The organism is Klebsiella sp. GG_Kp175 (assembly GCF_040062325.1).
GTDB classification, from domain to species: Bacteria; Pseudomonadota; Gammaproteobacteria; order Enterobacterales; family Enterobacteriaceae; genus Klebsiella; species Klebsiella quasipneumoniae.
In genome coordinates, this window is sequence record NZ_JBEAFX010000016.1 from 47,124 (window position 1) to 60,750 (window position 13,627).

Consider the following 13,627-nt stretch of genomic DNA (forward strand, 5'->3'; position numbering starts at 1 on the left):
TCGCCCGAACGAGATTAATTCAGGGCGGCGGGAATGACGATCTGGCGGGGATCGACGCTGCCGGCGATCTGCTCGATCAACTGCCGGGCGGCCCGGCGTCCGGACTCGGCATAGCCCGGATCGACGGTCAATATTTCCGGGTGGAGAAACTTCATCAGCGGCGTGCTGCCGACGCTGGCGAGCTGCAGCGCATCGCGGCCCTGCTGCTGGAGGTACTTACTGGCGCCGAGGGCGAGGGTATCGGTGGCGCAGACCAGGGCGCTGGTCTCGGCCGTCAACACGCTGGCGACGGTGTCATACCCCTGCTTCATGCCCAGCCCCGGCAGGGCGGCGGTGGGCGTCAGACGATGCTTTTTACAGAAGGCGAGGTAGGCGAGATGGCGGCGTTCGCCGGTGGTGACGTCGCTGTGCGGTACGCCAAGGAAGCTGATGTGGCGATGTCCGCGTTCGTAGAGCCGCTGCATCAGCAGCGTGATGGCCCCCTCGTCGTCATAGCACACCGAGGCGAAGCCGGGGGCGTCGCGGGCCATCAGCACCAGGGTGTCGCGCCAGGGGGCGAGCATCGCCTCGTCGATGCCGGTAAAACCGAACAGTACCACGCCGTCAATATTACGCCGGGCGAGCATGCCGAGATGCTCCTCCACCAGCCCCGGGGAGAACTGACTCTCCATCATAATCGGGTCGTAACCCTGCTCATAAAAGGCGGGCAGCATGGTCTGCACGGCGAGGTTTTCCGACAGCGAATCGAGACGGGTGACGATAATCGCCACCACTTTATCGCTCTGGCCGCGCATGGCGCGGGCGGAGCGGGAGGGCGAGAAACCGTGCTGCTGCATCACCGCTTCGACGCGCTCGCGGGTCCGTTCGCTGACCCCGCTCTCGTTGTTGAGGACGCGGGATACCGTTGATTTCCCTACGCCGCTTAAGCGCGCGATATCTTTGATGGTCAGCCGGTTCTGCATGCGGAATTCTCGTCAGGGGGTAGAAGTGAGCATAATGCTACTCAACCAAACCGCAATGAGCAAAGTCTGGTTTACGTTCGGTTTAGTTGCGCGGGTTTATCATCGCCATTATTGCCACACAATCCTTAACGAGGGCGCTATAATCCGCGCCGTTTATATTCACTTACCGGAGATAGTTATGGACCCCGATCCCACTCCTCATCCTCGATGGAGCAACCTTTCTTTCCGGTAAGCCTGTTTAACACTGCTTTACCGGAAAGCGTAAAGCAGTGACGTCCTTGATGTCCCTGCCATAAAAATAACATGCCTGACAGGTAGGTTTTGCTACGCCCGTCGGCAACGCTGCGTTCGCTTTGGCGAGCGCGGAGGGACTGTTTATGCTGAAAAATTATACCCGGCAGCTGTTCGCACAGCTTAGCCGCCATCTGCCACGCCGTTTAGTCCAGCGCGATCCGCTGCCGGACGCCCGCCATCTGGCGAGCGGCCCCATTCCTGAGTCGCTGGGCAAACAGTGCCTGGACGTGGCGGCGATGGACGACCAGGAGATCTGGCGCGCCTTTGACAGCCACCCTGAAGGGCTCAATGAAGGCGAAGTGGCGGCGAAAATCCTCAAACACGGTGACAACCAGATCCCGGCGCAGAAGCCCTCGCCGTGGTGGGTGCATCTGTGGACCTGCTACCGCAACCCGTTCAATCTGCTGTTGACGGTGCTCGGCATCGTCTCCTATTCCACCGAGGATCTGTTCGCCGCCGGGGTTATCGCCCTGATGGTGGGGATCTCGACGCTGCTCAACTTCATCCAGGAGGCGCGCTCGACCAAAGCGGCGGATGCGCTGAAGGCGATGGTGAGCAATACCGCCACCGTGCTGCGGGTGGTCAACGAGCAGGGGGAGAGCCGCTGGCTGGAACTGCCTATCGACCAGCTGGTGCCGGGCGACATCATCAGGCTGTCGGCGGGAGACATGATCCCGGCCGACCTGCGTATCCTGCAGGCGCGGGATCTGTTTGTCGCCCAGGCCTCGCTGACCGGCGAATCGCTGCCGGTGGAGAAAGTGGCCCGCAGCCGCGATCCGCTGCAGCAGAACCCGCTGGAGTGCGACACCCTGTGCTTTATGGGCACCAACGTGGTGAGCGGCTCGGCGCAGGCCATCGTTTTCGCCACCGGCGGCCACACCTGGTTTGGGCAGCTGGCCGGCCGCGTCAGTGAACAGGAGAGCGAGCCGAACGCCTTTCAGAAAGGCATCAGCCGGGTCAGCATGCTGCTGATCCGCTTTATGCTGGTGATGGCCCCGGTGGTGCTGCTGATCAATGGCTACACCAAAGGCGACTGGTGGGAGGCGGCGCTGTTCGCGCTGTCGGTGGCGGTTGGCCTGACGCCGGAGATGCTGCCGATGATCGTCACCTCGACGCTGGCGCGCGGGGCGGTGAAGCTGTCGAAGCAAAAGGTTATCGTGAAGCACCTCGACGCCATTCAGAATTTTGGCGCGATGGACATCCTCTGCACCGATAAAACCGGCACCCTGACCCAGGATAAAATCGTGCTGGAGAACCATACCGACGTCTCCGGCAAGGTCAGCGAGCGGGTACTGCATGCCGCCTGGCTCAACAGCCACTACCAGACCGGCCTGAAAAACCTGCTCGACACCGCGGTGCTGGAGGGCGTTGAGCTGGAGGCCGCCCGCGGGCTGGCGGCGCGCTGGCAGAAGGTAGATGAGATCCCCTTCGACTTCGAACGCCGCCGCATGTCGGTGGTGGTGAAAGAGCAGGACGACGCGCATCAGCTGATCTGCAAAGGGGCGCTGCAGGAGATCCTCAACGTCTCAACCCAGGTGCGCTACAACGGCGATATCGTGCCGCTGGACGACACCATGCTGCGCCGCATTCGCCGGGTGACCGACACCCTCAACCGGCAGGGGCTGCGGGTGGTGGCGGTGGCGACCAAATATCTGCCGGCCCGCGAAGGCGACTACCAGCGCGCCGATGAGTCGGACCTGATCCTGGAAGGCTACATCGCCTTCCTCGATCCGCCGAAAGAGACCACCGCTCCGGCGCTGAAAGCGTTAAAAGCCAGCGGCATCACGGTGAAGATCCTCACCGGCGACAGCGAGCTGGTGGCGGCCAAGGTGTGCCATGAAGTGGGGCTGGATGCCGGCGAAGTGGTGATTGGCAGCCAGATTGAAGCGATGAGCGACGACGAGCTGGCGGCGCTAGCGAAACGCACCACGCTCTTCGCCCGCCTGGCGCCGCTGCATAAGGAGCGTATCGTGACGCTGCTGAAACGCGAAGGCCACGTGGTGGGCTTTATGGGCGACGGCATCAACGACGCCCCGGCGCTGCGCGCGGCGGACATCGGCATCTCGGTCGACGGCGCGGTGGATATTGCCCGCGAGGCGGCGGATATCATTCTGCTGGAGAAGAGCCTGATGGTGCTGGAGGAGGGGGTGATCGAAGGACGCCGCACCTTCGCCAACATGCTTAAGTACATCAAAATGACCGCCAGCTCCAACTTCGGCAACGTCTTCAGCGTGCTGGTGGCCAGCGCCTTCCTGCCGTTTCTGCCGATGCTGCCGCTGCACCTGTTGATTCAAAACCTGCTGTACGATGTCTCCCAGGTGGCGATCCCGTTCGATAACGTCGATGATGAACAGATCCGCAAACCGCAGCGCTGGAACCCGGCCGATCTCGGGCGCTTTATGGTCTTTTTCGGCCCGATCAGCTCGATTTTCGATATCCTCACCTTCGGCCTGATGTGGTGGGTGTTCCACGCCAATACCGTGGAGATGCAGACCCTGTTCCAGTCCGGCTGGTTTATCGAGGGGCTGCTGTCGCAAACGCTGATTGTGCACATGATCCGCACCCGGCGCATTCCCTTCGTCCAGAGCCGCGCCGCCTGGCCGCTGTTCGCCATGACCCTGGTGGTGATGGCGGTGGGGATCGCGCTGCCGTTCTCGCCGCTGGCGGGCTATCTGCAGCTGCAGGCTCTGCCGCTGAGCTACTTCCCGTGGCTGGTGGCGATCCTGGCGGGCTATATGGTGCTGACCCAAACCGTCAAAGGCTTCTACAGCCGCCGCTACGGCTGGCAATGAGGGGAAGGTTTACGGATGACCCACGTAAAAAAGGCAGCCTGCGGGCTGCCTTTTTTCATGCCGAGGTTAGCGATCAGCGACGCACGGCGATGGCTTCGATCTCGATCTTCACATCTTTCGGCAGACGCGCCACTTCAACGCAGGAGCGCGCCGGGAAGGTGGCGTTGTGCTCGGTGAAGAACGCTTCGTAAGTGGCGTTAACGGTAGCGAAATCGTTGAGGTCTTTGACGAAAACGGTGGTCTTGACGATATCGCCGACGGTGAGGCCAGCGGCTTCAACGATCGCTTTCACGTTGTTCAGCGACTGGCGCGCCTGTGCGGACACGTCTTCCGGAACGCTGCCGGTTTTCGGGTCGACCGGGATTTGGCCAGAGGTGATGATCATGCTGCCGAGGTCAACGCCCTGAACGTATGGGCCAATCGCTGCTGGTGCATTTTCCGTCGCAATAGTTTTGCTCATGTTATCTCCAGATGAACTGAGTAATGTTACGCAAAATCATTCAGGTTGCCGCCAGGCGATAAGCGCTGTATCGCCGGCGCAGACGCCGCCTGAAGGACGAAGCGTAGGGTGGTAGCCATTATAGGGAGGCCTACCACCAATACCAACCGCATTTAGTTGGCCAGCACCACATAATGAGAAAACTCTTTTTCGCAGTATTTACATTTGAGTGCGATGTCATCAGCGCGCTTTTTCACTGCAAAACTGGAAGAAACCGGTTCGGCGTGGCTGATACAGTTGCTGTTCGGGCAGACCAGCACGCTGTCGATACGATCCGGCAGGCTCGGGCGGGATTTGCCCACCACTTCGTAATCATCAATGCGGTTTACCGTCGCCTGCGGGGCGTATAACGACAGCTGGTTAACCTGCTCGTCGGTCAGGAAGGTGTTCTCGATTTTAATCAAGTCTTTGCGGCCCATCTCGCCGGAGGGCAGGTTCAGGCCGATGGTGATGCGCTGGTCGGTTTCGGTCAGTTTGAACAGGGTGAGCAGCTTAAAGCCGACCTGCGCCGGGATGTGGTCGATCACGGTGCCGCGTTTGATCGCTTCTACCTGCAGTTTATTGTCGTGTGTCATCTCTCATTTCCCCCTTACAGAGCCAGCTCGCTATTCAGTACCAGTGCCAGTAACGCCTGGCGGGCGAAGATGCCGTTACCGGCCTGCTGGAAGTACCAGGCGTGCGGCGTTTTATCGACATCGGTGGTGATTTCGTCAATGCGCGGCAGCGGGTGCAGCACCTTCATGTTAGCGCGCGCCCCTTCAAGGTCGGCGGCGCGCAGGACGAACTGCGCTTTGACGTTGGCATATTCCGACGGATCCAGACGTTCTTTCTGCACGCGGGTCATGTACAGAATATCCACTTCCGCCATTACGTCGTCGATGGCGCTATGCAGGCTCCAGGCGATACCTTTTTCATCCAGCATATCGAGGATGTATTGCGGCATGGCCAGCGCGTCCGGGGCGATGAAGTAGAAGCGGTTGCCGCTGAACTTGGCCAGCGCCTGGGTCAGGGAGTGGACGGTACGGCCATACTTCAGATCGCCGACCATCGCCACGTTGAGGTTTTCGAGGCGGCCCTGGGTCTCCTGAATGGTGAACAGGTCGAGCAGGGTTTGGGTCGGGTGCTGGTTAGCGCCGTCGCCGGCGTTCAGTACCGGCACGCCGCCGGAGAATTCGGTCGCCAGACGGGCCGCGCCCTCCTGCGGATGACGCATCACGATGGCATCAACGTAGGTGCTGATGACGGAGATGGTATCCGCCAGCGTTTCCCCTTTTTTGCCCAGCGAAGTGTTGGCGCTGTCGGAAAAGCCGACCACGCTGGCCCCCAGGCGGTGCATCGAGGTTTCAAAAGAGAGGCGGGTGCGGGTCGAGGCTTCAAAGAAACAGCTGGCGATAACCTTATGCTTCAGCAGCTCGGGTTGTGGATTGGCTTTCAGCTTTGCCGCCGTCGCCAGCACCAGTTCGAGGTCTTCGCGGCTGAGATCGTTTATGGAAATGATATGTTTTTGATATAGCGGGTTAGCCATGCTTATCTCCTGACGCCTGGGCAAAAAAAAAGCCCCTTAAATAAGGGGCTTCGGGAATCCAATGAGCAACGGAAAGAAAAACGGCAGGCCAGCGTCTGCATTGAGACGCGCTAAGACAGAATGTCGTACGCAATTGGCCATGCTTCCTCCCGGCAAAACGACTGGCATTATACGCAGACCGTTATGACGATCAAGCGATTCATTCACAATCAGGTAATCGTTTGCCTGCAGAAAAGTGCGCCAGCGCAAAGAACCATGAAACTGTACTGGTATGGCAGCGGCGATGGGGGTATAAAACGCAAAAATGAAATGTTGTTTTATATTTGAGGTAAGCGATGATTATTGGCAATATCCACCATCTGCAGCCGTGGCTGCCGGCCGCGCTGCGCGAGGCTATCGAACACGTTATCGCCCATGTCAGCGAGGCGACGCCGCTGGGTAAACACGATATCGACGGCGACAACCTGTTTTATCTGATTTCCGAAGACACCACCGAGCCGCAGGCCGCACGCCGCGCGGAATATCATACCCGCTATCTCGATATCCAGATTGTGCTCCGCGGCAGCGAGGGGATGACCTTCAGCACCTTGCCGGCAGGAGAGCCGCAGACCGACTGGCTGGCGGAGAAAGACATCGCTTTCCTGGCGGAGGGGACGCAGGAGCAAACGGTGATCCTTAACGAAGGGGACTTTGTGGTGTTTTATCCCGGGGAAGTGCATAAACCGCTGTGCGCCGTGGGCGCGCCGGCGAAGGTGCGCAAAGCGGTGGTGAAGATGCTGATGGCGTAACGCAGCGCCCTGACGGGCGGTATCCCGGATACGCGCCGAGCGATCCGGGATTTGACGGCGAGCGAAGGACTATTTGCTCAGCGTCGCCACCATCACCGCTTTGATGGTGTGCATCCGGTTTTCCGCCTGGTCAAAGACCACGCTTGCCGCCGACTCAAACACCTCGTCAGTCACTTCCATGCCGCCGTGCAGGCCGTAATCGGCCGCCATCTGTTTGCCCAGCGTGGTCTGGTCGTCATGGAACGCCGGCAGGCAGTGGAGGAACTTGACCTGCGGATTGCCGGTCAGCGCCAGCATCGCGCTGTTAACCTGATAGTCGCGCAGCAGGGCGATACGTTCGGCCCATTTTTCCTTCGCCTCGCCCATTGAGACCCAGACGTCGGTATAGATAAAATCGGCGCCTTTCACCCCCGCGGCGATATCTTCCGTCAGGGTGATGTTGCCGCCCTGCTGTTTCGCCAACGCGGTACAGGTTTCCACCAGCGCGGCCTCCGGCCAGCAGGCCGATGGCGCCACCAGGCGCAGATCCAGACCGGTCAACGCGGCGGCTTCCAGCATCGAATTGCCCATGTTGTTGCGCGCGTCGCCGGCGTAGACCAGCGTCATCTGGTTAAAGGCTTTGCCCGGCAGGTGCTCTTTCATGGTCAGCAGGTCCGCCAGCAGCTGGGTAGGGTGGTACTCGTTGGTGAGGCCGTTCCATACCGGCACGCCGGCATATTGCGCCAGGGTCTCCACCACTTCCTGGCCGTGGCCGCGATACTGAATGCCGTCGTACATCCGTCCGAGCACACGGGAGGTGTCCTTGATCGACTCTTTATGGCCAATCTGGCTGCCGCTGGGCCCCAGGTAGGTCACGCGGGCGCCCTGATCGTATGCGGCAACTTCGAAAGAGCATCGTGTACGGGTTGAGTCTTTTTCGAAGATGAGCGCGATGTTTTTCCCTGCCAGTTTCTGGACTTCGATACCGTTTTTCTTATCGGCTTTCAGCTTTGCCGCCAGCTCGAGCAGGGCGGTGATTTCTGCAGGCGTAAAATCGAGTAACTTTAAAAAATGCTTCTGGTAAAACGCAGACATGGTTCCCTCACCTGGCATAGGCCACTAATTGAATTAAAATTCAATTTATATGTATGAATATTCATTTGCAAGTCTGTGATCGAAATCTTTCACTGAGAAGTGGAGGCAATGACGGCGGTATGTGACAATAGGGATAACTGCCGCACATTATGAGGAACGAGCCATGGCAAACCCGGAACACCTGGAAGAACAGCGTGAAGAGACGCGTCTGATTATCGAAGAGCTGCTGGAGGATGGCAGCGATCCGGACGCACTGTACACGATTGAGCATCACCTCTCTGCAGACGATTTCGAAACCCTGGAGAAAGTGGCGGTGGAAGCCTTTAAGCTGGGCTACGAAGTAACCGAGCCCGAAGAGCTGGAAGTGGAAGAGGGTGAAGTGGTCATCTGCTGCGATATTCTGAGCGAATGCGCCCTGAACGCAGAACTGATCGATGCCCAGGTGGAACAGCTGATGACGCTGGCAGAAAAATTTGACGTCGAGTATGACGGTTGGGGCACCTACTATGAGGACCCGAACGGCGAAGAAGACGGCGATGATGACGAAGATTTTGTCGATGAAGACGACGATGGCGTTCGTCACTAAGTCGCAGATGTTGTAGATGGATACGGCGGCGCCAGCCGCCGTATAGCAAGGAACTTCCATGGATTACCCGCAGATACTCTCCCCGATTATCAACTTCCTGCACTGCCCGACGCCGCAGGCGTGGATTGACGAAGCCCGCAAGCCGGAAAACCTGCCGCTGCTGCTGACCGACCATATGGTGTGCGAACTGAAAGCGGCGCAGAACGCCATGCTGCTGGTGCGTCGCTACGTCGCGGATAAAGCCGACGCCGATGAGCTTCTGGACTGCCTGAAGCCGTATGAAGACTTCACCTACCGCCGGGGGCCGGAGCCGGATTTTGTCGCTCTGCATAAGCGGATCAACAAAAGCGCCATGCCGCAGACCGACGACCCATGGGGCCGTCAGCTGCTGGACAGCATGATTTTGCTGATTAAAGAGGAGCTGCATCACTTCTGGCAAGTGCGGGAGATGATGCTGGCGCGCGATATCCCCTATGTCAAAATCACCGCCAGCAACTATGCCCGCGGCATGCGACGGGAGGTACGCTCACATGAGCCGGTGATGCTGATCGATAAGCTCATCTGCGGCGCCTATATCGAGGCCCGCTCCTGCGAGCGCTTTGCGGCGCTGGCGCCGTGGCTGGACGACGATCTGCAGAAGTTCTATCTGTCGCTGCTGCGCTCGGAAGCGCGTCACTATCAGGACTACCTGGATCTGGCGCAGAAGATTGCCGGAGAAGATATCAGCGAGCGGGTACGCCAGCTCGGCGAGGCGGAAGCGGCGCTGATCCTCCGTCCGGAGGCCGAGTTCCGCTTTCACAGCGGCGTGCCGGCGGCGGCGTAGCCCACGCTATTCGGCCCCTGTAGCCCCGGTAGCCACTAACACCGGCAGTTTCATTAGCCATGGGGAGAGAGATAGCGTTGAGAGCTTCAGCTCGCAATAGTACGGGCCGTAGGTTGGGTAAGGCGTTAGCCGCCACCTGACAAAAAAACGGCACCGCGAGCACGGGTAAGGTGCCAGCAGTGCCATCCGGGACATACCCCGGCTCGCGCTGCGCTTAGCCGGGCTACCGAACTGTCGCCCCGGTAAGCGTAGCGCTACCGGGGACGCCTGCGATATCGAGGCGCTACAGCGTTTTCAACATCCGCACTTCGCAGTCCACGTGGCCGGTGCAGCCCAGCGGACCGTCAATATGTTCGAAGCCAAGATGCTCATATAAGCCGATCGCCTCCGTCAGGAAGGCGGTGGTTTCCAGATAGCAGCGTTTAAAGCCCTGCTCGCGGGCGTAGTCCAGCGCCAACAGCGCCAGCTTCTTCGCCAGCCCCTGGCCGCGGGCGCTGGTCATAAAATACATTTTCTGCAGCTCGCAGATATCCGGCTCGCTGCAGGCGAGCGGCGCGACGCCGCCGCCGCCAACCACTTCTCCCTCTTTCTCCACCACCCAGTAGGCGGAGCCCGGCTGGCTGTAAAGCTCATACAGCTCATCGAGATTCGGGTCGGCGACCGTATAGCCTTTATCGGCGGTCAGGCCGTATTCAGCGGAGACCTGACGGATGACCCTGGCGATGGCGGGATTGTCTGCCGCCGTAATGCGACGCAGCAACGTCGCCGCGGGGACGCTCGTATTCATACAATGACTCATTACCCAAAAAAGACGAATGATGATGTTAATAACATCGCGGCAGGGGAGAGCGCAAGCGAGGATGTTTCATAAAAACGCCCCTTGCCGGGTGGCAAGGGGCGGGAGGGTTACAGCGCGGCGATCACCGCCTGCTGTTCAATCAGCTTCGCTTTCGCTTCCGCGTAGCCTTCCAGCTTCTCGCGCTCTTTGGCGATCACCGCTTCCGGCGCGCGGGCCACAAAGCCTTCGTTGGCCAGCTTGCTTTCGATGCGGCCAATCTCGCCTTCGATTTTCGCCACTTCTTTCGCCAGACGCGCCAGCTCATCTTCTTTGTTGATGAGGCCCGCCATCGGGATCAGCAGCTCGGCGCCGTCGACGATCTTGGTCACCGAGACCGGACCTTTATCCTCGGCAGGCAGCACGGTAATGCTTTCCAGACGCGCCAGATTCAGCAGGAAGCTGCGGTTGTCGTTCACGCGACGCTCGGCCTCTTTGCTGCAGCCGCGCAGCAGCAGTTCCAGCGGTTTGCCCGGAGCGATGTTCATTTCCGCACGGATGTTACGCACGGCGACGATCGCCTGCTTCAGCCATTCGGTGTCGGCCAGCGCCGCGTCGTCCACCTGAGAGGCATCGTACTGCGGGAACGGCTGCAGCATGATGGTGTCGGCGGTGATCCCGCAGATGACCTTCACGCGCTGCCAGATGGTCTCGGTGATGAACGGAATGATCGGATGCGCCAGGCGCAGCAGACCTTCCAGCACAGTCACCAGCGTATGGCGAGTGCCGCGCAGCTCCGCTTCGCTGCCGCCGTTCATGACCGGCTTGGTCAGTTCCAGGTACCAGTCGCAGAACTGGTTCCAGGTGAACTCATACAGGATGCCGGCGGCGATATCGAAGCGGAAGTTATCCAGCGCTTCGCGATACGCTTTGACGGTGTGGTTGAATTCCGCAAGGATCCAGCGGTCGGCCAGGGAGAGCACCATCTCGCCGCCGTTGAAGCCGCAATCCTGATCTTCGGTGTTCATCAGCACAAAGCGGCTGGCGTTCCACAGCTTGTTACAGAAGTTACGATAACCTTCCAGACGCTTCATATCCCAGTTGATGTCGCGGCCGGTAGAGGCCAGCGCCGCCAGGGTAAAGCGCAGGGCGTCGGTGCCGTGCGGCTCGATGCCGTTCGGGAACTGTTTCTCGGTGCGCTTACGGATTTTCTCCGCCAGCTGCGGCTGCATCATGTTGCCGGTACGTTTCTCCAGCAGCTCCGGCAGGGTGATGCCGTCAACCATATCCAGCGGGTCGATAACGTTACCCTTGGATTTGGACATCTTCTGGCCTTCGTCATCGCGGATCAGACCAGTCATGTAGACGGTCTTAAACGGAACCTGCGGTTTACCGTTTTCATCTTTGATGAAGTGCATGGTCATCATGATCATGCGGGCGATCCAGAAGAAGATGATGTCGAAGCCGGACACCATCACGCTGGTTGGGTGGAACTGACGCAGGGCGTCGGTATTTTCCGGCCAGCCGAGGGTGGAGAAGGTCCACAGCGCGGAGGAGAACCAGGTATCGAGAACGTCTTCGTCCTGACGCAGCGCAACGTCGGCGCTCAGGTTGTTTTCCTGACGCACTTCGTCTTCGCTACGGCCCACGTAGACGTTGCCGTCGTTGTCATACCATGCCGGAATGCGGTGACCCCACCACAGCTGACGGGAGATACACCAGTCCTGAATATCGCGCATCCAGGAGAAGTACATGTTTTCGTACTGCTTCGGCACGAACTGGATGTCGCCGTTTTCAACGGCTTCCACCGCCGGCTTGGCCAGCACGTCCGCGCGCACGTACCACTGGTCGGTCAGCATCGGTTCGATAACCACGCCGCCGCGGTCGCCGTAAGGGACGGTCAGGTCGTGCGGTTTGATCTCTTCCAGCAGGCCGAGGGCGTCAACCGCCGCAACGACGGCTTTACGCGCCGCGAAGCGTTCCAGTTTCTGGAACTCCGCCGGGATCTCGCTGGAGTAGACGTCAGATTCATTGCCTTTGGTGTCGTACACTTCCGCGCTTTCGCGGATGTCGCCGTCAAAGGTCAGGATGTTGATCATCGGCAGCTGGTGACGACGACCCACTTCGTAGTCGTTAAAGTCGTGCGCCGGGGTGATTTTCACGCAGCCGGTGCCTTTCTCCATGTCGGCGTGTTCGTCGCCCACGATCGGGATGCGGCGGTTTACCAGCGGCAGCATCACGAATTTGCCAATCAGATCTTTGTAGCGCGGATCTTCCGGGTTAACGGCCACGCCGGTATCGCCCAGCAGGGTTTCCGGACGGGTAGTGGCGACCACCAGGTAGTCTTTACCGTCAGCGGTTTTCGCGCCATCGGCCAGCGGGTAGCGGATGTGCCACATCGAACCTTTCGATTCGCGGTTTTCCACTTCGAGGTCGGAAATGGCGGTGCGCAGTTTCGGGTCCCAGTTAACCAGGCGTTTACCGCGGTAGATCAGATCTTCTTTGTACAGGCGAACAAAGACTTCTTTCACGGCATTGGAAAGCCCCTCGTCCATGGTGAAGCGCTCGCGCTCCCAGTCCACGGAGTTGCCGAGACGGCGCATCTGACGGGTAATGGTGCCGCCGGATTCCGCTTTCCACTGCCAGATTTTGTCGATGAAGGCGTCGCGGCCGTAGTCGTGGCGGGTTTTCCCTTCTTCAGCGGCAATCTTACGCTCAACCACCATCTGGGTAGCGATACCCGCGTGGTCGGTCCCCGCCTGCCACAGGGTGTTTTTGCCCTGCATGCGCTGGTAGCGAATCATGGTATCCATGATGGTTTGCTGGAAGGCATGACCCATATGCAAACTGCCGGTGACGTTCGGCGGCGGGATCATGATGCAGAAGCTCTCCTGGCTTTCATCACCATTCGGTTTGAAATAGCCCTGCTTTTCCCAGTGCTCGTAAAGCGGCTGTTCGATATCTTGTGGGTTGTATGTCTTTTCCATTATTTCCAGGTTGCCGTGTTCAGGTTGAAACCAGCCATGCGGTACGCCTTATAGCGTTCGCGCGCCAGTTGTTTCAGATTTTCTTCGTAAGGGACAAAGTCTATCACTTCTGTGAAAGCGGTGGCAAAATCTGCAAAGTTAAGCCGCAGGCTGATCAGAATATCCCGCGGGCTGCTGTTGCGCTTTTGCGGCCAGGCAATCTCCACCGGCGCGCCGCCTCGCGGGCCTTCGCCCGCCAGATTGTGCGGCACAAAGCTCTCCGGCGGCCGCGACCACAGCGCCTCATCGAGACGAATCGCCTGCTGCTCATCTTCACAGGCGATCAGGACGCGCTTGCCGTTGCGCCAACGTTCTGCGGCAATGTCACACACCAGCTGCTCGACGGCGCTCAGGCCGTCGACGGTGTCTTCGTTGTCCAGAAGGTAGAACGTTGCATTCTTCATATATGGGGCTTCTTGTCGTGGATTTAAATGCAAAGCCGGGTGGCGCTACGCTTACCCGGCCTACAAACGGCATCTTTCC

General features: G+C 59.3%; 14 protein-coding genes. 4 read left to right on the plus strand and 10 right to left on the minus strand.

The features are described from left to right. Window positions 1-14 precede the first annotated feature (14 nt). On the minus strand, window positions 15-962 hold the full coding sequence (gene treR / locus ABLU73_RS20495; RefSeq protein WP_004206520.1) for a trehalose operon repressor TreR: 948 nt from the start codon (window positions 960-962) through the stop codon (window positions 15-17). A 377-nt stretch (window positions 963-1,339) separates the two neighbouring features. On the opposite strand from treR, the gene mgtA reads away from it, so the two are divergent. Next, window positions 1,340-4,048 carry a magnesium-translocating P-type ATPase gene (gene mgtA, locus ABLU73_RS20500; RefSeq protein WP_004206521.1) on the plus strand — a complete coding sequence of 903 codons (2,709 nt, stop codon included), beginning with the start codon at window positions 1,340-1,342 and terminating at the stop codon, window positions 4,046-4,048. Window positions 4,049-4,121: 73 nt separating this feature from the next. Here mgtA and ridA read toward each other — a convergent pair whose 3' ends face one another. The 5 genes from ridA to ABLU73_RS20525 all read right to left on the minus strand — a co-directional run bounded on the left by ridA (window position 4,122) and on the right by ABLU73_RS20525 (window position 6,213). Then, a complete protein-coding gene (gene ridA / locus ABLU73_RS20505; protein ID WP_002886926.1) occupies window positions 4,122-4,508 on the minus strand; it encodes a 2-iminobutanoate/2-iminopropanoate deaminase in 387 nt (128 codons plus the stop codon). A gap of 152 nt (window positions 4,509-4,660) precedes the next feature. Next, entirely contained in the window at window positions 4,661-5,122 is a 462-nt protein-coding gene (gene pyrI, locus ABLU73_RS20510; protein WP_002886927.1) for an aspartate carbamoyltransferase regulatory subunit, read from the minus strand. A 14-nt stretch (window positions 5,123-5,136) separates the two neighbouring features. Continuing rightward, complete coding sequence (pyrB, locus tag ABLU73_RS20515) at window positions 5,137-6,072, minus strand: aspartate carbamoyltransferase (RefSeq protein WP_004206522.1); 936 nt, start codon at window positions 6,070-6,072, stop codon at window positions 5,137-5,139. A 2-nt stretch (window positions 6,073-6,074) separates the two neighbouring features. After that, the gene (locus ABLU73_RS20520) at window positions 6,075-6,134 is read right to left on the minus strand and encodes a pyrBI operon leader peptide (protein WP_227650304.1); all 60 of its coding nucleotides are present in this window, start codon (window positions 6,132-6,134) and stop codon (window positions 6,075-6,077) included. After that, a complete protein-coding gene (locus ABLU73_RS20525) occupies window positions 6,109-6,213 on the minus strand; it encodes a pyrBI operon leader peptide (RefSeq protein WP_002886930.1) in 105 nt (34 codons plus the stop codon). The genes ABLU73_RS20520 and ABLU73_RS20525 overlap by 26 nt, the downstream gene beginning before the upstream one ends. 194 nt (window positions 6,214-6,407) lie before the next feature. Here ABLU73_RS20525 and ABLU73_RS20530 point away from each other — a divergent pair, with 194 nt between their 5' ends. Next, window positions 6,408-6,860, plus strand: coding sequence for a YhcH/YjgK/YiaL family protein (locus ABLU73_RS20530; RefSeq protein ID WP_017900567.1), 453 nt, complete (start codon window positions 6,408-6,410; stop codon window positions 6,858-6,860). 69 nt (window positions 6,861-6,929) lie between these two features. Here ABLU73_RS20530 and argF read toward each other — a convergent pair whose 3' ends face one another. Further along, window positions 6,930-7,934: an ornithine carbamoyltransferase gene (gene argF, locus ABLU73_RS20535; protein ID WP_348850416.1), complete on the minus strand. Its 1,005-nt coding sequence runs from the start codon at window positions 7,932-7,934 to the stop codon at window positions 6,930-6,932. Between the two features lie 163 nt (window positions 7,935-8,097). Between argF and rraB the strand changes: the two genes are divergently transcribed. Both rraB and miaE read left to right on the plus strand, forming a co-directional pair. After that, window positions 8,098-8,520 (plus strand): ribonuclease E inhibitor RraB, encoded by a 423-nt coding sequence (gene rraB, locus ABLU73_RS20540; RefSeq protein WP_004206524.1) that lies wholly within the window; start codon window positions 8,098-8,100, stop codon window positions 8,518-8,520. A 58-nt stretch (window positions 8,521-8,578) separates the two neighbouring features. Continuing rightward, on the plus strand, window positions 8,579-9,343 hold the full coding sequence (gene miaE / locus ABLU73_RS20545) for a tRNA isopentenyl-2-thiomethyl-A-37 hydroxylase MiaE (protein ID WP_004206526.1): 765 nt from the start codon (window positions 8,579-8,581) through the stop codon (window positions 9,341-9,343). A gap of 283 nt (window positions 9,344-9,626) precedes the next feature. Here miaE and ABLU73_RS20550 read toward each other — a convergent pair whose 3' ends face one another. The 3 genes from ABLU73_RS20550 to holC form a co-directional block, all read right to left on the minus strand. Next, a complete protein-coding gene (locus ABLU73_RS20550) occupies window positions 9,627-10,130 on the minus strand; it encodes a GNAT family N-acetyltransferase (protein ID WP_017900565.1) in 504 nt (167 codons plus the stop codon). A 119-nt stretch (window positions 10,131-10,249) separates the two neighbouring features. Next, complete coding sequence (locus ABLU73_RS20555) at window positions 10,250-13,105, minus strand: valine--tRNA ligase (protein WP_053810834.1); 2,856 nt, start codon at window positions 13,103-13,105, stop codon at window positions 10,250-10,252. Continuing rightward, window positions 13,105-13,548 (minus strand): DNA polymerase III subunit chi, encoded by a 444-nt coding sequence (gene holC, locus ABLU73_RS20560; RefSeq protein WP_004206530.1) that lies wholly within the window; start codon window positions 13,546-13,548, stop codon window positions 13,105-13,107. Before holC ends, ABLU73_RS20555 begins: the two co-directional genes overlap by 1 nt. Between the last annotated feature and the right edge of the window lie 79 nt (window positions 13,549-13,627).

Coding starts and splice junctions, on each gene's coding strand:
- ABLU73_RS20530 (WP_017900567.1), top strand. CDS start 6,408: ATGATTATTGGCAATATCCACCATCTGCAGCCGTGGCTGCCGGCCGCG.
- pyrI (WP_002886927.1), bottom strand. CDS start 5,122: ATGACACACGACAATAAACTGCAGGTAGAAGCGATCAAACGCGGCACC.
- mgtA (WP_004206521.1), top strand. CDS start 1,340: ATGCTGAAAAATTATACCCGGCAGCTGTTCGCACAGCTTAGCCGCCAT.
- rraB (WP_004206524.1), top strand. CDS start 8,098: ATGGCAAACCCGGAACACCTGGAAGAACAGCGTGAAGAGACGCGTCTG.
- ridA (WP_002886926.1), bottom strand. CDS start 4,508: ATGAGCAAAACTATTGCGACGGAAAATGCACCAGCAGCGATTGGCCCA.
- holC (WP_004206530.1), bottom strand. CDS start 13,548: ATGAAGAATGCAACGTTCTACCTTCTGGACAACGAAGACACCGTCGAC.
- argF (WP_348850416.1), bottom strand. CDS start 7,934: ATGTCTGCGTTTTACCAGAAGCATTTTTTAAAGTTACTCGATTTTACG.
- ABLU73_RS20550 (WP_017900565.1), bottom strand. CDS start 10,130: ATGAATACGAGCGTCCCCGCGGCGACGTTGCTGCGTCGCATTACGGCG.
- treR (WP_004206520.1), bottom strand. CDS start 962: ATGCAGAACCGGCTGACCATCAAAGATATCGCGCGCTTAAGCGGCGTA.
- miaE (WP_004206526.1), top strand. CDS start 8,579: ATGGATTACCCGCAGATACTCTCCCCGATTATCAACTTCCTGCACTGC.
- pyrB (WP_004206522.1), bottom strand. CDS start 6,072: ATGGCTAACCCGCTATATCAAAAACATATCATTTCCATAAACGATCTC.
- ABLU73_RS20555 (WP_053810834.1), bottom strand. CDS start 13,105: ATGGAAAAGACATACAACCCACAAGATATCGAACAGCCGCTTTACGAG.
- ABLU73_RS20525 (WP_002886930.1), bottom strand. CDS start 6,213: ATGGCCAATTGCGTACGACATTCTGTCTTAGCGCGTCTCAATGCAGAC.